This is a genomic window from Peribacillus muralis (assembly GCF_001439925.1).
GTDB lineage: Bacteria > Bacillota > Bacilli > Bacillales > DSM-1321 > Peribacillus > Peribacillus muralis.
Genome location: NZ_LMBV01000002.1, coordinates 293,920 through 312,632 on the forward strand (window position 1 = coordinate 293,920; position 18,713 = coordinate 312,632).

General features: G+C 43.0%; 16 protein-coding genes and 2 riboswitches. All 16 genes read left to right on the forward strand.

The features are described 5' to 3' along the window. The first annotated feature begins 130 nt into the window (after window positions 1-130). The 16 genes from ASU00_RS03730 (at window position 131) to sufB (ending at window position 18,317) form a co-directional block, all read left to right on the forward strand. Window positions 131-2,560, forward strand: a complete 2,430-nt coding sequence (locus ASU00_RS03730; RefSeq protein WP_057912093.1) for a 3-hydroxyacyl-CoA dehydrogenase/enoyl-CoA hydratase family protein — start codon at window positions 131-133, stop codon at window positions 2,558-2,560. 79 nt (window positions 2,561-2,639) lie between these two features. Further along, entirely contained in the window at window positions 2,640-3,818 is a 1,179-nt protein-coding gene (locus tag ASU00_RS03735; RefSeq protein ID WP_057912094.1) for an acetyl-CoA C-acetyltransferase, read from the forward strand. A gap of 72 nt (window positions 3,819-3,890) precedes the next feature. Further along, entirely contained in the window at window positions 3,891-5,678 is a 1,788-nt protein-coding gene (locus tag ASU00_RS03740) for an acyl-CoA dehydrogenase family protein (RefSeq protein ID WP_057912095.1), read from the forward strand. A gap of 141 nt (window positions 5,679-5,819) precedes the next feature. Continuing rightward, complete coding sequence (locus ASU00_RS03745; RefSeq protein WP_057912254.1) at window positions 5,820-6,176, forward strand: arsenate reductase family protein; 357 nt, start codon at window positions 5,820-5,822, stop codon at window positions 6,174-6,176. Window positions 6,177-6,271: 95 nt separating this feature from the next. Further along, the gene (gene gcvH, locus ASU00_RS03750) at window positions 6,272-6,655 is read left to right on the forward strand and encodes a glycine cleavage system protein GcvH (RefSeq protein ID WP_057912096.1); all 384 of its coding nucleotides are present in this window, start codon (window positions 6,272-6,274) and stop codon (window positions 6,653-6,655) included. 92 nt (window positions 6,656-6,747) lie between these two features. Beyond that, the gene (locus tag ASU00_RS03755) at window positions 6,748-7,098 is read left to right on the forward strand and encodes a toprim domain-containing protein (protein WP_057912097.1); all 351 of its coding nucleotides are present in this window, start codon (window positions 6,748-6,750) and stop codon (window positions 7,096-7,098) included. Between the two features lie 18 nt (window positions 7,099-7,116). Continuing rightward, window positions 7,117-7,425 (forward strand): thioredoxin family protein, encoded by a 309-nt coding sequence (locus tag ASU00_RS03760; RefSeq protein ID WP_057912255.1) that lies wholly within the window; start codon window positions 7,117-7,119, stop codon window positions 7,423-7,425. Between the two features lie 135 nt (window positions 7,426-7,560). Next, window positions 7,561-7,668: riboswitch (SAM riboswitch) on the forward strand. Between the two features lie 108 nt (window positions 7,669-7,776). Beyond that, window positions 7,777-9,087, forward strand: a complete 1,311-nt coding sequence (locus ASU00_RS03765) for an O-acetylhomoserine aminocarboxypropyltransferase/cysteine synthase family protein (protein ID WP_057912098.1) — start codon at window positions 7,777-7,779, stop codon at window positions 9,085-9,087. Between the two features lie 102 nt (window positions 9,088-9,189). Beyond that, a riboswitch (SAM riboswitch) is annotated at window positions 9,190-9,303 on the forward strand. A gap of 154 nt (window positions 9,304-9,457) precedes the next feature. After that, on the forward strand, window positions 9,458-10,492 hold the full coding sequence (locus tag ASU00_RS03770; protein WP_057912099.1) for a methionine ABC transporter ATP-binding protein: 1,035 nt from the start codon (window positions 9,458-9,460) through the stop codon (window positions 10,490-10,492). Beyond that, window positions 10,485-11,153 (forward strand): methionine ABC transporter permease, encoded by a 669-nt coding sequence (locus ASU00_RS03775; protein WP_057912100.1) that lies wholly within the window; start codon window positions 10,485-10,487, stop codon window positions 11,151-11,153. Before ASU00_RS03770 ends, ASU00_RS03775 begins: the two co-directional genes overlap by 8 nt. Before the next feature lie 15 nt (window positions 11,154-11,168). Further along, complete coding sequence (locus tag ASU00_RS03780; RefSeq protein ID WP_057912101.1) at window positions 11,169-12,005, forward strand: MetQ/NlpA family ABC transporter substrate-binding protein; 837 nt, start codon at window positions 11,169-11,171, stop codon at window positions 12,003-12,005. A 1,109-nt stretch (window positions 12,006-13,114) separates the two neighbouring features. Beyond that, complete coding sequence (gene sufC, locus ASU00_RS03790; protein ID WP_057912103.1) at window positions 13,115-13,900, forward strand: Fe-S cluster assembly ATPase SufC; 786 nt, start codon at window positions 13,115-13,117, stop codon at window positions 13,898-13,900. Window positions 13,901-13,915: 15 nt separating this feature from the next. Beyond that, complete coding sequence (gene sufD, locus ASU00_RS03795; protein ID WP_057912104.1) at window positions 13,916-15,217, forward strand: Fe-S cluster assembly protein SufD; 1,302 nt, start codon at window positions 13,916-13,918, stop codon at window positions 15,215-15,217. Beyond that, window positions 15,217-16,446 (forward strand): cysteine desulfurase, encoded by a 1,230-nt coding sequence (locus ASU00_RS03800; protein ID WP_057912105.1) that lies wholly within the window; start codon window positions 15,217-15,219, stop codon window positions 16,444-16,446. The genes sufD and ASU00_RS03800 overlap by 1 nt, the downstream gene beginning before the upstream one ends. Further along, window positions 16,436-16,864 carry a Fe-S cluster assembly sulfur transfer protein SufU gene (gene sufU / locus ASU00_RS03805; protein WP_057912106.1) on the forward strand — a complete coding sequence of 143 codons (429 nt, stop codon included), beginning with the start codon at window positions 16,436-16,438 and terminating at the stop codon, window positions 16,862-16,864. Before ASU00_RS03800 ends, sufU begins: the two co-directional genes overlap by 11 nt. Window positions 16,865-16,919: 55 nt before the next feature. Continuing rightward, window positions 16,920-18,317, forward strand: coding sequence for a Fe-S cluster assembly protein SufB (gene sufB / locus ASU00_RS03810; RefSeq protein WP_057912107.1), 1,398 nt, complete (start codon window positions 16,920-16,922; stop codon window positions 18,315-18,317). Window positions 18,318-18,713: the final 396 nt, after the last annotated feature.

Below are 18,713 nucleotides of genomic sequence, written 5' to 3' on the forward strand. Positions count from 1 at the left end.
GAACCGAGGGGAATTAAACAAAGGAAATTGTGTAAAAAAATATTTTTTTTCCTGTTTAATCATTGCGGAATTTCCAAATATATTCTATATTAGTAATAAGAAAAAATATTCAAAATTTTTTAGATTAAAAATGAATGAGCATTCATTCAATACATTGCGTAAGGGGGATATAAACTTGGTTCGACAAATACGAAAGGCTGCTGTTCTAGGGTCAGGAGTTATGGGATCAGGGATCGCTGCACACCTTGCTAACATCGGCATTCCGACTTTATTATTGGATATTGTACCTCGTGAACTTACTGAGGATGAAAAGAAAAAGGGTTTAACACTAGAACATAAACAAGTACGTAACCGCATCAGCCAGAATGCGATTACTAAGCTTTTAAAACAAAAACCGGCACCGTTATCGGCAAAGGGTAATCTTGCGCTAATCGAGGCGGGAAACCTCGAAGATGATTTAAGCCGTTTGAAGGATGTCGATTGGGTTATCGAAGTGGTCGTAGAGAAACTGGAAGTGAAGAAAAGTGTCTTTGCAAAGGTTGATCAGCATCGTAAACCAGGAAGCATCATTTCATCGAATACATCTGGAATTTCAATCGAGGCGATGAAAGAAGGACGTTCAGAGGACTTCCAAAAACATTTCCTTGGAACCCATTTCTTCAATCCGCCACGCTACTTAAAATTGCTGGAAATCATACCTACTAAAGCAACTTCTCCAGAAGTGCTTGAATATATGAAACAATTTGGCGAGAATGTACTCGGAAAAGGAGTCGTCGAAGCCAAGGATACACCAAACTTCATCGCAAACCGGATTGGCACATACGGCTTGCTGGTCACTCTTCGGGAAATGCAAAAAGGCGGCTACAGTGTTGGCGAGGTCGATTCAGTAACCGGTCCGTTAATCGGAAGAGCAACTAGCGCGACTTTCCGGACACTCGATGTAGTAGGCTTGGATACTTTTTCACATGTTGCGAAAAACGTGTATGACCAAGTGGATGGAGAAGAAAAAGAAGTTTTCAACATTCCTGCATTCATGAATGAAATGCTGGAAAAGGGATGGCTTGGAAGCAAGTCGGGTCAAGGCTTCTTCTTGAAAAAAGGCAAGGAAATCCTTGAATTGAATCCCGACTCTCTTGAATATGAAGCACGAAAGAAACTAAAGACGCCTTCCACTGAAATTGCTAAACAGGCCAAGGGCTTGGCAAACAAAATGAAAGCGCTTGTTTATAGTGATGACCGTGCCGGCCAATTGCTTTGGAACGTGCTGAATCCTGCGCTTGTGTACTCTGCGCAACTGCTTGGCGACATCGCCGATGATATCGTGGCGATCGATCAAGCGATGAAATGGGGCTTCGGATGGTCCACGGGTCCTTTTGAAACATGGGATGCGATCGGTGTAGATAAGTCGGTAGCCCGCATGGAAGCTGAAGGCATAACAGTCCCACAATGGGTGAAGGAAATGCTTGCCAAGGGATTCACGTCTTTCTATAAAGAGGAAAATGGCATCAAGCATTACTATGATAATGGTGAATATAAAGAGCTTGTCGAAAACCCTAAAGTGATCAATCTTAAAGCGATCAAGAAGCAAAAGGGCGTAATCAAGAAAAACAGCGGTGCAAGCTTGATTGATATCGGCGATGGGGTTGCTCTTCTGGAATTCACATCCCCGAATAATGCAATCGGTCTCGATATCATGCAAATGATCAATGCGGCAGTCGATGAAGCGGAAGCGAATTTTAAAGGCTTGGTAATCGGAAATCAAGGCAAAAACTTCTGTGTCGGCGCCAATATTGCGATGATGCTGATGGAAGCCCAAGATGACAATATTTTTGAACTGGATATGGTCATCAGCCAATTCCAGAAGGCCATGCTGAAAATTAAATACAGTGCCGTTCCTGTAGTGGTGGCTCCGTTCAATATGACTCTTGGCGGCGGTGCCGAAGTATCGCTTCCTGCTGCACGCATCCAGGCAACGACAGAAACATATATGGGTCTTGTCGAGGCTGGTGTCGGGTTGATCCCAGGCGGTGGCGGAACGAAGGAGCTTTACGTGAAGACATTGAAGAATATGCCAAAGGGCGTCGACTTTGACTTGCAGAAAGTGGCCAACCAAGTTTTTGAAACGGTCGCGATGGCAAAAGTTTCGACATCCGCTGAGGAGGCACGGGGGAACAATTTCCTAAACTCTTCTGATGGAATCAGCGTGAATGCGGACCATCAGCTTTATGATGCAAAGCAGGCAGTACTTTCCATGCATGAACAAGGGTATACCGCTCCAGTCCGCACGAAGATTCCGGTCGTGGGCGAAACGGGATATGCCGCACTTCTATTGGGGGCGGAATCGATGCGCCTTTCCGGATTCTTATCCGAACATGATCTTGTCATAGCAAAAGAGCTTGCATACGTCCTTTCCGGAGGCAAACTTCCATATGGAACGGAAGTGGATGAACAGTATATCTTGAATCTTGAGAAACAAGCGTTCCTGAAACTGATATCGACTCCGAAATCCCAAGCAAGGATGCAGCACATGCTCGTTAAAGGTAAACCACTCCGTAATTGATGAAGTACTGAAATAGATGGTGAAATCAAAAAAGAAGCTTAATGGATTAATAGCTTAAAAATGAGTTAGGGGGATCCTCATGAAAGAAGCGGTAATAGTTGCTGGAGCAAGGACTCCGGTAGGAAGAGCGAAGAAAGGTTCTCTTGCTAATGTTCGTCCTGATGATTTAGGGGCACTGGTTGTAAAGGAAACGTTAAAACGTGCAGGGAATTATGAAGGGAACATCGATGATTTGATCATCGGTTGTGCGATGCCCGAGGCCGAGCAAGGTCTGAACATGGCGCGTAACATTGGCGCGTTGGCAGGATTGCCTTACACAGTACCGGCCATAACCATCAATCGTTATTGTTCAAGCGGACTTCAAAGCATTGCGTATGGAGCGGAGAGAATCATGCTTGGCCAAAGTGATACAGTCATTGCCGGCGGTGCAGAGTCGATGAGTCTTGTGCCGATGATGGGCCATGTGACACGTCCGAATGCGCAGCTTGCGGAGACCGCCCCGGAATATTATATGGGAATGGGCCACACGGCTGAAGCCGTTGCAAAAAAATACGGCATTTCCCGTAATGATCAAGATGCGTTTGCCGTAAGAAGTCATCAAAGGGCGGCCAAGGCCATTGCCGAAGGAAAGTTTACCGATGAAATCGTACCGGTTGATGTAACCCTTCGCTCAGTTGGGCCTGATCTTAAATTAAAGGAAAAATCATTCACATTTGCACAGGACGAGGGTGTCCGTGCTGGAACGACAGCGGAAATTCTCAATAAACTAAGACCTGCATTCTCCGTTACGGGATCCGTCACTGCAGGGAATTCATCGCAAACGAGTGATGGAGCTGCCGCGGTCATGGTCATGGATGGGGAAAAGGCTTCTTCATTGGGGATGAAGCCGATTGGAAAATTCCGTTCCTTTGCAGTGGCAGGGGTACCGCCCGAAATAATGGGGATCGGTCCGATCGCTGCCATTCCGAAAGCTTTGAAACTAGCAGGTCTTGAGCTATCCGACATTGGTTTATTTGAATTGAATGAAGCCTTCGCTTCTCAATCGATCCAGATCATTCGTGAGCTGGGATTGAATGAAGAGATTGTTAATGTGAATGGTGGAGCGATTGCCTTAGGACATCCGCTTGGCTGTTCGGGAGCCAAATTGACATTAAGCCTTCTACATGAAATGAAGCGCAGAAACCAGCAATTCGGAGTCGTGACAATGTGTATCGGCGGCGGTATGGGTGCTGCTGGAGTCTTTGAATTATTAGCGTAATTCCATCCTTCCGAAAGCTTTCAGATGCTTCCGGCGGGTTCCATGATCATAAATCATTTAGGAGGAAATAACATGTCCAATCAAACAACAGAAAACCTTATAAAAGGTGGAGCTTTTTTAGTAGAAGATATTACGTATGATCAAGTGTTTACACCTGAAGATTATTCAGATGAGCACAAAATGATTGCCAAAACTACGGAAGATTTCGTTTTGAATGAAATTTTGCCGCAAGTTGAACATATTGAAAACCATGAATTCGACCGTTCGGTAAAATTACTGAAGGATGCAGGCCAAATTGGTTTACTGGGTGCTGACGTTCCTGAGGAATACAGCGGGTTGGGGCTTGATAAAATCAGTTCTGCGTTAATTACGGAAAAAATGGCTCTTTCAGGTGGCTTCGGCATTACGCATGGTGCACATGTAGGAATCGGATCTTTGCCAATCGTATTATTCGGTAATGAAGATCAAAAGAAAAAATATCTGCCTTTACTGGCAACTGGTGAGAAAATTGCCGCATATGCTTTAACGGAGCCAAGCTCGGGATCGGATGCTTTAGGAGCGAAAACGACAGCGAAATTGAATGCTGAAGGCACACACTATATTTTAAATGGTGAGAAGCAGTGGATTACTAATGCAGGCTTTGCAGATGTATTCGTAGTATACGCAAAAATCGATGGCGAACAATTCTCCGCCTTCATTGTCGAGCGCGAATATAAGGGTGTGTCCACTGGTGCCGAAGAGAAGAAAATGGGCATCAAAAGCTCATCTACACGTACTTTAATCCTGGAAGATGTTCATGTACCGGTTGAAAATCTTTTGGGTGTAGCCGGAAAAGGGCATGTCATCGCTTTCAATATCTTGAATATTGGCCGTTATAAATTAGGTGTGGGTGCTGTCGGCGGATCAAAACGCGCTCTTGAAATTACAGCTGCCTATACGAATCAACGTCAACAGTTCAAAACGAAGATTTCCGATTTTAACTTGACGAAGGAGAAGCTTGCAACGATGGCTGCCAAGATTTATGCAGCGGAGAGCTCGGTCTACCGTACGGTCGGTCTTTATGAACAAAGACAAAGCAAGCTGACGGACGAGCAAGTGAAAGATGGCAAATCAATGGCGGCTGCGGTTGCAGAATATGCGATTGAATGTTCATTGAACAAATTCTTCGCTTCCGAAGTATTGGATTACGTAACGGACGAAGGCGTACAGCTACACGGCGGTTATGGCTTCATGCAGGAGTACGAAATTGAAAAAGCGTATCGTGATTCCCGCATTAACCGGATCTTCGAAGGTACAAATGAAATCAATCGCCTACTTGTACCGGGAACATTCCTGAAAAAGGCTCTTAAAGGGGAATTGCCGCTTCTTCAAAAGGCTCAAGGACTGCAAGAGGAATTAATGATGATGATGCCGGAAGAACCTGGCGATGAGACTTTGGCACAAGAAAAAATGCTCGTTAGAAATGCCAAGAAAATCGGTATTTTGGCAGCTGGCCTTGCTGCACAGAAATTCGGCAAAAATCTTGATCAAGAACAAGAAATCCTCTCCAACATTGCTGACATCGCATCGCTTGCGTATGCTGCAGAGTCGGTCGTATTACGTACGGAAAAAGCGATTGCGGCTACAGGCTTGGAAAAGAACAAACAAAAGGTCCTTTACACTGAAATTTTCGTTCAAGAAGCATTCAATGAACTTGAACAGCATGCAAAGGAAACGTTAATTGCCGTAGAAACTGGTGATACTCTTCGCATCATGCTTTCTTCGCTTCGCAAGTTGACTAGACATACCCCAATCAATGTCATTGCGAAAAAACGTGAAGCTTCCGTAAAGGTAATTGAAATGGAGAAATACGCACTATAAGTGAAAAGAATGGGTTCAATAAAGGGAATGCCCGCAATGGGCTTCCCTTTATTTTCTTTGTTCAAAACGGGTTGGGAATTGAAAGTCATTTCGTTGTATTGCTTGGTGAAAACGGGTATTCTATTGATAGGTGGTGAAACGATGGGCTTAATATTATATTGGTACCCAAAATGCGGCACATGCCGCAATGCGAAGAAGTGGTTGGATAATCATGAACTGCAATATGAAGCGATCCATATAGCGGAAAATCCGCCTTCTCGAACTGAAATCGAACAACTGTATAAAACGAGCGGGTTAGAGTTGAAGAAGTTCTTCAATATTAGCGGTCAAAAATATCGGGAGCTGGGCTTGAAGGACAAGCTTAAAAAAGCTACTGAAGCCGAAATGCTCGATATATTGGCGACTGATGGAATGCTTCTGAAAAGGCCGATTGTTACGGATGGTACCAAAGTGACTGTGGGCTTCAAAGAAGAGCAATTCGAACAGGTCTGGAACTAAAATTATACAAAAATTTGGTTAATTCCTTACGTAAACAATATTTCTATCTTATAATGTAGTAGTAAATACAAGCTGTACATATGGAGGGAATAATAATGACAACAACACCAAAAGAACTTCGTTACACGAAAGAACATGAATGGGTCAAAACGGAAGATGGGACAGTGCGCATCGGGATAACGGCTTTTGCCCAATCGGAGCTTGGTGACATCGTTTTCGTCGAGCTTCCTGAAATCGGTGACGAGCTTAAAGCCAACGAGCCATTTGGAAGTGTTGAATCGGTTAAGACCGTTTCCGAGCTTTATGCGCCGATCAGCGGCAAGGTTGTCGAAGTGAACGATGAATTAAGTGACAACCCTGAATATGTCAATGAATCTCCTTTCGAAAAAGCATGGATGATCGTGGTTGAACCAACAAACAGCAGTGATGTTGAAGAACTAATGAGTGCGGAAGAATATGAGAGCTTAATTAACGGGTAAAACGAAGGAGAGGGGCCCCTGAATAGGGTCTGCTCTCTTTTTCCTTTTGTACCTGGCAGTTGTCCACATAATTCGTGAGATGGAGTGATGACATGGAATGCGGCGAATTCGATAAGGTGATCATTGTAGAAGGCAGTTCCGACAGAAAAAAGGTTGCCTCCGTTATAAATGAAGATGTCGAAATACGATGTACGAATGGGACCATTTCAATAACCAAGCTCGATGAATTGGTGGATGAATTGTTGGACCGTGATGTTTATCTCCTTTTTGACGCAGATGAGTCAGGAGAAAAGCTGCGAAAGCAATTTCGAAGGGAAATGCCGGAGGCGAACCACCTGTACATTAATAAAATGTACAAAGAAGTGGAAAGCTCGCCGGAGCATCATATCGCAACTGTGCTTTTAGCCGCCAACATGAAAGTTAAGACGAAATTTTTAAGTTAAAGGGTGAACGACTAAGTGATGCAGGAATGGAATGAAGAAGCGTGCAAGCTTGCTATTGAAAACGGAGAGACCTTTTGTTTATATTTATATACGCCCTTATGCGGCACCTGTCAGGTTGCCTCCAAGATGCTGACGATATCTTTGCAATTATTCCCGGAAATGATGGCAGGCAAAATGAATATGAACTATGTCCAAACGATGGCACAATCGTATGAAATCGAAAGTGTCCCTTGTTTATTGCTTTTCAAGGGAGGACAGCTGCATACAAAAATATATGCCTTTCAATCCGTACCATATCTGTATGGCTTGCTTAAGGAGATCAGTTAAGAAACCAATCGGAAGGGGATTGGTTTTTTAGCTGTCGCTTTGCACGAAAAACAAAGAATATTCTAAAAATTAATTGACTGAATAATGGTAAAATGATATATTTTGAATGAAGCAAAGTAAGTTTTAATTTAATAGTTCTTATCAAGAGTGGCGGAGGGACTGGCCCGACGAAGCCCGGCAACCGGTATACATATATATACGGTGCTAATTCCAGCAGAGTATTTTGACTCTGGAAGATGAGGTGTGGATGAAAGCCTCTTCTTGTGGAAGTGGTTTTTTTGTTTAGGTTAAGAACATTTCCCAGGCTGCTTTAATTTTCAATTAAATCCATAGAAGAAGAGGAGAAAGCATATGTCAGATAAAAAGTTGCGTTTCGAAACATTGAGTGTTCATGGCGGCCTGAAGGCTGATGAGACTGGAGCCCGTTCGGTTCCTATATATCAAAGTAATGCATACTTGTTCAAAGACACCGACCATGCAGCGGATTTATTCGGCTTAAAGGAGCCTGGATATATATATACGAGGCTCCATAATCCCACGGTCAGTGTGTTCGAGGAGAGAATGGCTTTATTGGAAGGCGGCATCGGCGGATTGGCAACTGCAAGCGGAATGGCTGCCATTTCCCTGTCAATCCTGAACATTGCGGGTGCAGGCGATGAAATCGTTTCGGCCTCTACCTTGTATGGAGGTACGTATAATCTGTTCGAAAACACCCTTCCTAAATACGGAATCAAAGTGAAATTCGTTTCTCCTGATGACCCTGATAATTTTAAAAAGGCGATTACGCCAAGAACGAGGGCGATATTCGCTGAAACGATAGGAAATCCGAGTTTGCGGGTCCTCGATATCGAAGCGGTAGCAAAGATCGCTCATGAAGCTCATATCCCATTGATCATCGATAACACCTTCGCTACGCCATATCTTTGCAGACCGATAGATTTTGGGGCGGATATAGTCATCCATTCAGCTACGAAATGGCTTTTGGGAAATGGAACGACATTGGGCGGCGTCATCGTGGATGGAGGCAAGTTCGACTGGAATTCGCCGAACTATCCTGGCTTTACGGAGCCTGATCCAAGCTACGACGGCCTGGTATATGCCGAGGCAGTAGGTCCGGCTGCCTTCATTACAAAAGCCCGGGTGCAATTGCTTCGTGATTTAGGTCCAGCGCTAAGTGCCCAAAGTGCTTTCCAGTTTACGCTTGGTCTTGAAACGCTGCATGTAAGGATGAAAGAACATCTTTCGAACACCAAGTCCGTCATTCAATACTTGAAGAATCATCCCGCGGTGAAATGGGTATCTCATCCCGCCATTGAGGATCACCCGGATAAGGCGCTTACGGATAAGTATTTGCCTAAAGGAGCTGGAGCCGTAGTGACCTTTGGTATAAAAGGTGGTCGCGAAGCAGGGGCGAGGCTCATCAATTCGGTTGAATTATGGTCGCATGTTGCGAATGTGGGAGATGCGAAGAGTTTAATCATCCATCCTGCAAGCACCACTCATCAACAACTGAATGATGCAGGTCTGGAAAAAGCTGGCGTAAGTGCCGATCAAGTCCGGCTATCCATCGGAATAGAAAATGTAGAAGATTTAATAGAAGACTTGGAGCAGGCAATTGAAAAAGCGACGAGCATCGTTTCGTTGACATCCAAAACGGTTTAAGAATTGGTCTAGAAATAATATACATTGCACTCCCTTTTTATCTGTGATAAAATTTCTCCATACTAATGAACCTAATGATGAACAAAATATTCTATATATTAGCTCTTATCAAGAGAGGTGGAGGGATGTGCCCGATGAAACCCGGCAACCGACAAGGAGATTTTCCTTGGAAAGGTGCCAATTCACACAAAGTGTAACCACTTTGGAAGATGAGAGAAAGGCCAGCTTTTTTACCTGCCTTTCTGCTCATGCAGAAAGGTTTTTTTATTTTTCAATTAGGAAAACCATAAGCATGTGCGGCTAAAAGCTGAATTATGTAGAGAAAACAACTAAGTTCATAGGTTTTATAGGATAAAAGAGGTGAGCAAGAATGATTACATTGACCAAAGTCAGTAAGCTGTTTCGGACAGGAAAAAATAACAGTGAGACGATCAGGGCTGTAAATAACGTTAACATTGAAATAAATAAAGGCGAGATTTTCGGTATCATTGGTTACAGTGGGGCAGGGAAAAGTACATTGATCAGAATGCTCAATGGCTTGGAGACACCGACTGAGGGATCCGTTGTCGTCGCAGATAAGGAAATCTCCAAAATTAAAGGGGCTAAGCTTCGTAAGGCCCGTCAAGAAATCAGCATGATTTTTCAGCATTTCAATTTATTATGGTCGAGGACCGTTCAGGATAATATCTCCTTTCCGTTGGAGATTGCAGGGGTTGCAAAACCTGAACGTATGAAGCGTGTCAATGAATTGATCAAACTGGTCGGACTTGAAGGCAGGGAAAACGCATATCCTTCGCAATTAAGCGGCGGACAAAAGCAAAGGGTTGGAATCGCAAGAGCTCTTGCCAATGATCCGAAAGTGCTGCTGTGTGATGAAGCGACTTCCGCTCTAGACCCACAGACCACTGACTCCATACTCGAATTACTCGTTGATATCAATCAGCGTCTCGGGTTAACGATTGTCTTGATCACACATGAGATGCATGTGATCCGTAAAATCTGTCATCGTGTGGCCGTGATGGAAAATGGCCAGGTCGTTGAACAAGGACCAGTCCTTGATGTGTTCAGGAATCCTCGGGAAGAGATGACGAAGCGTTTCGTGCAGCAGGTGACCGAACCGGAAGAAACGAAGGAAACGATGGATCACCTGTTCGAACGTTTTCCTGGAGGAAAAGTGATTCAATTGACTTTCGTTGGCGATCATGCAGAAAGCCCGTTGATTACCAAGCTCGTGCGTAACTTCGAGTTGGATGTCAATATCGTTCAAGGTAAAATATCACAAACTAGAAGCGGCTCATATGGAACATTGTTCATTCACCTTGATGGTACAGAGGATGAAATGCTCCGCGCAATCGAATTCATTAAAGCACAACAGGTAGGCGTGGAGGTGATTACTCATGCTTGAAGTATTATTGCCGAATGTGGATTGGGAAAAAATGATTGAGGCAACAAAAGAAACACTGTATATGACAAGCATCTCGGTAGTGGCCACCTTTTTTATTGGCATACTATTAGGGTTGTTCCTATTCTTAACAGGTAAAGGGAATATGTGGCAAAATCGGACCGTGAACGGGATCATCAGTGCGGTGGTCAATATATTCCGGTCGATTCCATTTATTATTTTGATCGTACTGCTCATTCCTTTCACAAAAGCGCTAGTCGGTTCCATGATCGGAGAGAATGCGGCGCTGCCGGCACTTATTATCGGTGCGGCACCGTTTTATGCACGAATGGTCGAGATCGGTCTTCGTGAAATCGATAAAGGGGTAATCGAAGCCGCTAAATCGATGGGGGCAAAAACGAGTACGATCATTTGGAAGGTGCTTCTTCCAGAGTCGATGCCTGCTCTCGTTTCAGGGATTACGGTAACATCGATTGCATTAGTCGGCTATACCGCAATGGCAGGGGTCATCGGTGCAGGCGGGCTTGGAAATTTGGCCTATCTGGAAGGCTATCAAAGAAGTCAAAATGACGTTACGCTAGTAGCGACTATCGTTATTCTAATTATCGTCTTCGTAATTCAAATTATTGGAGATGTGATTACATCCAAATTGGACAAAAGATAAAGGGAGATGAATAAGATGAAGAAGTTTTTAGGGTTTGCGTTGATTTTAGTGTTATCGATCGCTTTGGCAGCTTGCGGAAGCGATAAGGACAAAAGCAGCAGTGATACAAAAAAAGAATCGGAAAAATTAGTCGTAGGGGCATCCAATGTTCCGCATGCAGAAATCCTTGAGGAAGCGAAACCGCTTCTTAAAGAAAAAGGAATTGATTTGGAAATCAAGACATTCCAGGACTACGTTTTACCGAATAAGGCGTTAAATGATAAGGAATTGGATGCGAACTACTTTCAGCATCTACCATTCTTAGAGTCGGCAATTAAAGAAAATGGATATGACTTCGTCAATGCGGGTGCTATTCATATCGAGCCGATCGGTTTATATTCACAAAAATATAAAAGCATCGATAAGCTTCCGAAAGGAGCAAAAATCATTCTAAGCAGCTCCGTTGCTGACCACGGGCGTGCGTTATCTCTATTGGAAAATAATGGCATAATCAAGTTGAAAGAGGGCGTCGATAAAACGACTGCTACAACGAAAGACATCGTCGAAAATAAGAAAAACCTTACATTCGATGCTGAATATGAAGCGGCATTACTTCCAAAAATCTATGAAAGCGGCGAAGGCGATGCCGTGTTGATCAACTCCAACTACGCCATCGACGCCGGATTGAATCCATTGAAAGATTCAATTGCAATTGAAAAATCCGAATCGCCATATGTGAATGTCATCGCTGTAAACAAAGGCGATGAAAACAAAAAAGCGATCAAGACGCTTGTTGAAGTATTGCACTCCAAAGAAATTAAAGACTTCATCCTTGAGAAATACAAAGGTGCGGTTGTACCAGCTGAAAAATGATTCAAGAATGACGGCCTGATAGAATTAGGTTGTAAACAAAAAGGTTTCGGAATGGTCTCATTCCGAAGCCTTTTTTGATTAGGCGAAATTTCACTCACGAATTTAGGCTTTGCATTGAATTTGAGGCCGTTTCTCGCCAATTTCTTGCGTTACTCGCGAATTCTGCCCGGTTTCTTCGTATAATCACTGCTTTACTTCACCATTTTGGAGGTTTATTCGTGAATTTGATAAATTTATTCGTGAGTTTCTGGCTTTTACTCGTGAATTTAGCCGTTTTATTCGTGAATTTGGACCATTTACTCGCGAATTTGGTTTTTGCATCGAATTTGAGGCCGTTTCTCTCTCCCCGACCGCCCGCGGTGCAATGAACGGACGATGTACAACTCCTCCAAAACTGTATTTACTTTTTATGTTTAATCATGAAAGTGAAGGGTAAAGGAATAATGAAAGAAATAAAATGTTACACAAATTGAAAGGATGGTTCACTATCAATACTCTAGATTTACATGTAACAAGCGAAATGGAAAAGGCGATGCAGTCTTCACATGGGATTGGCTACAGTGAGTACAGTAGAAACTTAGACCTCCGTATCGAGGTCGAGAAACAACGAGATAGGGAACATGAAAGGTGCAACAAAATGGTCCTGGACCTACAACGCAAAATTCACGGCTAGGCATATAAAAAGAATTCTTTAAAAGATCGGTCTGTAGAGGTAAAATGATAAGTGGTCCAGAAAATAAGGGTTTCCTTATTGGGGTAACTTACATAATGCCTGACAGACCGATTTTTTCTTTTAGAAGCGGAACGTTCATATATTAGTAAGAATGAAGATTCACCGAATAATAAGATAATTTTAACCAACGGGTAAAAGAAGTCTTATTTTGCTGGAAATGGGCTATAACTGTTAGTATCCTAAGAAAAGGACAAGTTTTCAACATTTTCACCATGCAAGAAGTGGTAACCTGCTCTATATTAGTTGATTCTAGTTTGGATTTGTTATAAAATTGGAATGAGAATAAAGTGAGAATGCTTTTTGCCAAGAATATAGCAGAGAAAGTAAATTTTACTTTCTGGTAATAAAATAGGAATTAGTTCACGGAGGTATTATTATGTCAGCTTCTACATTAACGATTAAAGATCTTCACGTATCAATTGAAGGTAAAGAGATTTTAAAAGGGGTAAACCTTGAAGTTAAAGGTGGAGAAATCCATGCGATCATGGGACCAAATGGAACGGGTAAATCCACTTTATCATCTGCGATCATGGGTCACCCTAAGTATGAAGTAACTAGCGGAAGCATATCATTCGATGGTGAAGATGTTTTGGAAATGGAAGTCGACGAACGCGCTCGTGTCGGCCTATTCCTTGCGATGCAATACCCAAGTGAAATCAGTGGTGTTACAAACGCTGACTTCTTGCGTTCTTCGATCAACGCACGCCGTGAAGAAGGCGACGAAATTTCATTGATGAAATTCATCCGTCAAATGGATCAAAAAATGGAATTCCTTGAAATGGACGAAGATATGGCTCAACGTTATTTAAATGAAGGATTCTCCGGCGGAGAGAAAAAACGTAACGAGATTCTTCAATTAATGATGATTCAACCTAAAATTGCAATTTTGGATGAAATTGATTCAGGACTTGATATCGATGCACTTAAAGTCGTTTCAAAAGGAATCAACGAAATGCGCGGAGAAGACTTTGGCTGCTTGATCATCACTCACTATCAACGTCTATTAAATTACATCACTCCTGATTATGTACACGTAATGATGCAAGGACGCGTCGTAAAATCAGGTGGTCCTGAACTTGCTGCCCGTTTGGAAGCGGAAGGTTATGATTGGATCAAACAAGAATTGGGCATTGAAGACGAAACTGTTGGCGAAGAAGCGTAAGTAGGAGGATTTGCAATGACTACAGAAACGAAATTACCGTTTGAACAAGAGGATATCAGCTCTTATTCAACTAAAAATAATGAGCCAGCCTGGCTTTCAGAGCTTCGGATCCAAGCGTTTTCGCAACTGGAAGAGCTTCCGATGCCAAAGCCGGATAAAACGAAAATCGACAAATGGAACTTTACTTCCTTCAAGACCCATTCGGTTCAAAGTGAGGCTTTTGCTTCATTGGCTGAGGTTCCGGAAGAAATCAAATCCATCATTGAAGAAAATGGTAACTTATACATTCAACGTAACAACACACCGGCACATATCAACTTGTCTGCTAGCGTGAAGGAACAAGGCGTCATTTTCACTGATATTTTCACGGCGGCTCGTGATCATTCTGACCTCGTGCAAAAATATTTCATGAAAGACGGCGTTAAAATAGATGAACATCGTTTGACGGCATTGCATGCTGCATTAGTCAACGGAGGAGCATTCCTTTATGTTCCGAAAAATGTAGAGATCAAAGAGCCGATCCAAGCGGTATTCTTATTGGATGATCCAGATGCTACACTTTTCAACCATGTATTGATCGTCGCCGAAGATAATAGCTCGGTAACATATGTAGAGAACTATTTCTCGAGTGTTGAATCTAATGAAGGGATTGCCAATATCGTAACCGAGGTATTTGCCAATGCAAATGCGAAAGTGGAATACGGAGCGGTCGATACCCTGTCAAAAGGCTTTACGACTTATGTTAACCGCCGTGGCGTGGCAGCACGTGATGCACATATTGAATTTGCCCTTGGTCTTATGAATGACGGTAATACGATTACGGATAATATAACATACCTAATGGGCGATGGCTCACACGGGGATACCAAATCAGTCGTAGTAGGACGCGGGGAGCAAAAGCAAAACTTCACCACTGCCATCATTCATTACGGCCAACGATCCGAGGGACACATCCTTAAGCACGGCGTCGTGAAGGATAGTGCCTCCACGATTTTCAATGGAATTGGCAAAATTGAGCATGGTGCTACAAAGTCCAATGCCGAGCAGGAATCACGGGTACTGATGCTGAGCGAAAAAGCACGCGGAGATGCGAACCCTATCCTTTTAATTGAAGAAGATGATGTAACAGCTGGCCATGCCGCTTCTGTCGGTCGTGTTGACCCGCTTCAACTGTATTATTTAATGAGCCGTGGTATTACAAAGAAAGAAGCAGAAAGACTTGTCATTCACGGATTCTTGGCCCCTGTTGTTAAGCAGCTTCCAATTGAAGGAGTTAGAAAACAATTAGTTGCGGTCATTGAAAGGAAAGTACAGTAATGAATCCATACGAAATTCGTAAGCTTTTTCCGATATTAGATCAAGAAGTCAACGGTCAGCCATTAGTTTATTTGGATAGTGCTGCAACCTCTCAAAAACCGGCTGTAGTGATTGAAGCGATGGAGCAATATTACCGCGGCTACAACTCGAATGTTCACCGCGGGGTGCATACACTTGGAACAAAAGCTACGGATGCGTATGAAGGTGCACGTGAAAAGGTGCGTAAATTCATTAATGCTTCTTCTACAGAAGAAATCATCTTTACGAGAGGTACGACGACTTCTTTAAATACTGTAGCAAGAAGTTACGGTGGAGCTCATGTAAAAGAGGGTGACGAAATCGTCATCTCTTACATGGAGCATCATAGTAATATCATTCCGTGGCAGCAGCTTGCCAAAGAAAAAGGCGCTGTGCTGAAGTATATTCCACTTCAAGAGGATGGCACGATTTCCCTTGATGATGTGAGGGCTACCATTACGGATGCAACGAAAATCGTTTCGATCATGCAGGTTTCGAATGTTTTAGGTGTCATCAATCCTGTGAAGGAAATCGCAAAAATTGCTCATGAACACGATGCCGTTATGGTAGTGGACGGGGCCCAAAGCTCGCCGCATCTAAAAGTGGATGTTCGTGATTTGGATTGTGATTTCTTCGCCTTCTCAGGGCATAAAATGGTCGGACCGACTGGGATCGGCGTATTATATGGCAAGAAAAACCTTCTTGAAAAAATGGAGCCGATTGAATTCGGCGGTGAGATGATTGATTTTGTAGGTCTTCAAGAGTCTACATGGAAGGAACTTCCGTGGAAATTCGAAGGCGGAACCCCGATCATTGCCGGAGCCATCGGCCTAGGCGCCGCCATCGATTTCCTCGAAGAAATCGGTTTGGATCATATTGAACGGCATGAACATAAACTCGCGTCTTATGCAATTGAGAAAATGTCTGCAGTTGAAGGATTGACCATTTACGGTCCAAAAGATGGAGAAAAGCGTGCCGGGGTAGTTACCTTTAATATTAATGACGTACATCCACATGATGTCGCTACCGTTCTAGATGCAGATGGAATTGCTGTCCGTGCCGGTCATCACTGCGCACAGCCATTGATGAAATGGCTTGACGTGTCATCGACAGCAAGAGCAAGTTTCTATCTCTATAACACGGAAGAAGATATTGATAAGCTTGTGTCCGGGCTTGTTAAAACGAAGGAGTATTTCAGCAATGTCTTTTGATAACCTAGATACACTTTACCGTCAAGTCATTATGGATCATTATAAGAAACCACGTAATAAGGGCATGCTAGAGGATGGCAGCATGACGATCGATATGAACAATCCAACTTGCGGCGATCGGATTCGTTTAACGATGAAGATTGAAGATGGCATAGTTCGCGATGTTAAATTCGATGGTGATGGTTGCTCGATATCGATGAGTTCGGCTTCGATGATGACTCAAGCGATTAAGGGCAAAGACGTTGATACGGCTCTAGCGATGTCCGAGACTTTTTCTTTAATGATCCAAGGAAAAGAATATGACGATGAAATGGACCTTGGGGATATTGAAGCCCTACAAGGTGTTTCCAAATTCCCTGCCCGAATCAAGTGTGCGACCCTAGCTTGGAAAGCCATGGAAAAGGGATTGAAGGAATAATTAACTGAAAATGAGCTGTTGTAATTCAGCCATTTGAAATGGAGGAATACGAGCTATGGCAAAGAAAATGCCTGATATCGGCGATTATAAATATGGCTTTGCGGATAAAGATGTTTCCATCTTCCGTTCAAAGCGCGGTCTAACGAAAGAAATCGTGGAAGAAATTTCTCGAATGAAGGATGAACCGCAATGGATGCTCGACTTCCGCTTGAAATCATTGGAGCATTTTTACAACATGCCAATGCCACAATGGGGCGGCGACATGCAAAGCTTGAACTTTGATGAAATCACTTACTATGTTAAGCCATCAGAGAAATCAGAGAAATCGTGGGATGAAGTTCCTGACGAAATCAAACAGACTTTCGATAAATTGGGAATTCCTGAAGCTGAGCAAAAATATCTTGCTGGCGTATCTGCTCAATATGAATCAGAAGTGGTTTACCACAGCATGAAAGTGGAATTGGAAGATATGGGTATCGTGTTTAAAGATACGGACTCGGCCCTTCGTGAAAATGAAGATATCTTCCGTGAGCATTTCGGTAAAACGATTCCGCCTACTGATAACAAGTTTTCGGCGTTGAATTCAGCAGTATGGTCAGGTGGATCTTTCATCTATGTACCAAAAGGCGTTAAAGTGGATACTCCGCTTCAAGCTTATTTCCGAATCAACTCTGAAAACATGGGTCAATTCGAACGTACGCTAATCATTGTTGATGAAGGCGCATCCGTTCACTATGTAGAAGGTTGTACAGCACCTGTCTACACGACGAACTCCCTTCATAGTGCGGTTGTTGAAATCGTCATCAAGAAAGATGCTTACTGCCGCTACACGACGATTCAAAACTGGGCAAACAATGTGTTTAACTTGGTTACGAAACGTGCGGTTTGTGATGCTAACGCAACAATGGAATGGATTGATGGTAACATCGGTTCCAAATTGACAATGAAATATCCTGCAGTCATCTTAAAAGGTGAAGGCGCCCGGGGTATGACATTATCGATCGCTATCGCTGGAAAAGGTCAACACCAAGATGCAGGAGCAAAAATGATTCACCTTGCGCCAAATACATCTTCAACGATCGTATCAAAATCAATTTCTAAACAAGGCGGAAAAGTAACATACCGCGGTATCGTTCACTTCGGACGTAAAGCGGATGGAGCTCGTTCCAACATTGAGTGTGATACATTAATCATGGATAATCAATCTACATCCGATACGATTCCTTATAATGAAATTTTGAACGATAACATTTCTCTTGAACATGAAGCGAAGGTATCCAAAGTATCAGAAGAGCAATTGTTCTACCTGATGAGCCGCGGAATCTCCGAACAAGAAGCAACTGAAATGATCGTAATGGGCTTCATCGAGCCATTTACAAAAGAACTTCCAATGGAATATGCGGTTGAAATGAACCGTCTGATCAAGTTCGAAATGGAAGGCTCCATCGGGTAAATTAAATACAAGGATCTTGAAGCGTGCGATCTTGTGCCGATTCAGATTACCTTTAGTGAGGAGACGGACTTTAAAGTTCGTCTCCTTTTTATTTGTTTTATTTCTGGAGAAAGTATATTGATTGCTTCCTGTGAAAAATTTAAACTAAAATTATAGAACGCGTGAGTTGGCGGTTAAGATGAGAATGTGTTTTTTAAAAAATAACCCTGCTATATCATGTCTATATAAAACGCCAAATGCTCATGCTTTTTATGGGGGACCTGTTAAATAATGGGGGGGTATTATGAATTTTAATTACGAGGAGATTTATAAGAAGTACTTAAAAAATAAACAAAGTTTGGTTTTTAATAAAGAAGAGATCGTAACTAGGGTGAAGCGAAAGTTCAAGGCAGGTCA

Coding starts and splice junctions, on each gene's coding strand:
- ASU00_RS03730 (WP_057912093.1), top strand. CDS start 131: ATGAATGAGCATTCATTCAATACATTGCGTAAGGGGGATATAAACTTG.
- ASU00_RS03745 (WP_057912254.1), top strand. CDS start 5,820: ATGGGCTTAATATTATATTGGTACCCAAAATGCGGCACATGCCGCAAT.
- ASU00_RS03770 (WP_057912099.1), top strand. CDS start 9,458: ATGATTACATTGACCAAAGTCAGTAAGCTGTTTCGGACAGGAAAAAAT.
- ASU00_RS03740 (WP_057912095.1), top strand. CDS start 3,891: ATGTCCAATCAAACAACAGAAAACCTTATAAAAGGTGGAGCTTTTTTA.
- ASU00_RS03780 (WP_057912101.1), top strand. CDS start 11,169: ATGAAGAAGTTTTTAGGGTTTGCGTTGATTTTAGTGTTATCGATCGCT.
- ASU00_RS03765 (WP_057912098.1), top strand. CDS start 7,777: ATGTCAGATAAAAAGTTGCGTTTCGAAACATTGAGTGTTCATGGCGGC.
- ASU00_RS03775 (WP_057912100.1), top strand. CDS start 10,485: ATGCTTGAAGTATTATTGCCGAATGTGGATTGGGAAAAAATGATTGAG.
- sufC (WP_057912103.1), top strand. CDS start 13,115: ATGTCAGCTTCTACATTAACGATTAAAGATCTTCACGTATCAATTGAA.
- ASU00_RS03760 (WP_057912255.1), top strand. CDS start 7,117: ATGCAGGAATGGAATGAAGAAGCGTGCAAGCTTGCTATTGAAAACGGA.
- ASU00_RS03755 (WP_057912097.1), top strand. CDS start 6,748: ATGGAATGCGGCGAATTCGATAAGGTGATCATTGTAGAAGGCAGTTCC.
- sufD (WP_057912104.1), top strand. CDS start 13,916: ATGACTACAGAAACGAAATTACCGTTTGAACAAGAGGATATCAGCTCT.
- ASU00_RS03735 (WP_057912094.1), top strand. CDS start 2,640: ATGAAAGAAGCGGTAATAGTTGCTGGAGCAAGGACTCCGGTAGGAAGA.
- sufB (WP_057912107.1), top strand. CDS start 16,920: ATGGCAAAGAAAATGCCTGATATCGGCGATTATAAATATGGCTTTGCG.
- gcvH (WP_057912096.1), top strand. CDS start 6,272: ATGACAACAACACCAAAAGAACTTCGTTACACGAAAGAACATGAATGG.
- ASU00_RS03800 (WP_057912105.1), top strand. CDS start 15,217: ATGAATCCATACGAAATTCGTAAGCTTTTTCCGATATTAGATCAAGAA.
- sufU (WP_057912106.1), top strand. CDS start 16,436: ATGTCTTTTGATAACCTAGATACACTTTACCGTCAAGTCATTATGGAT.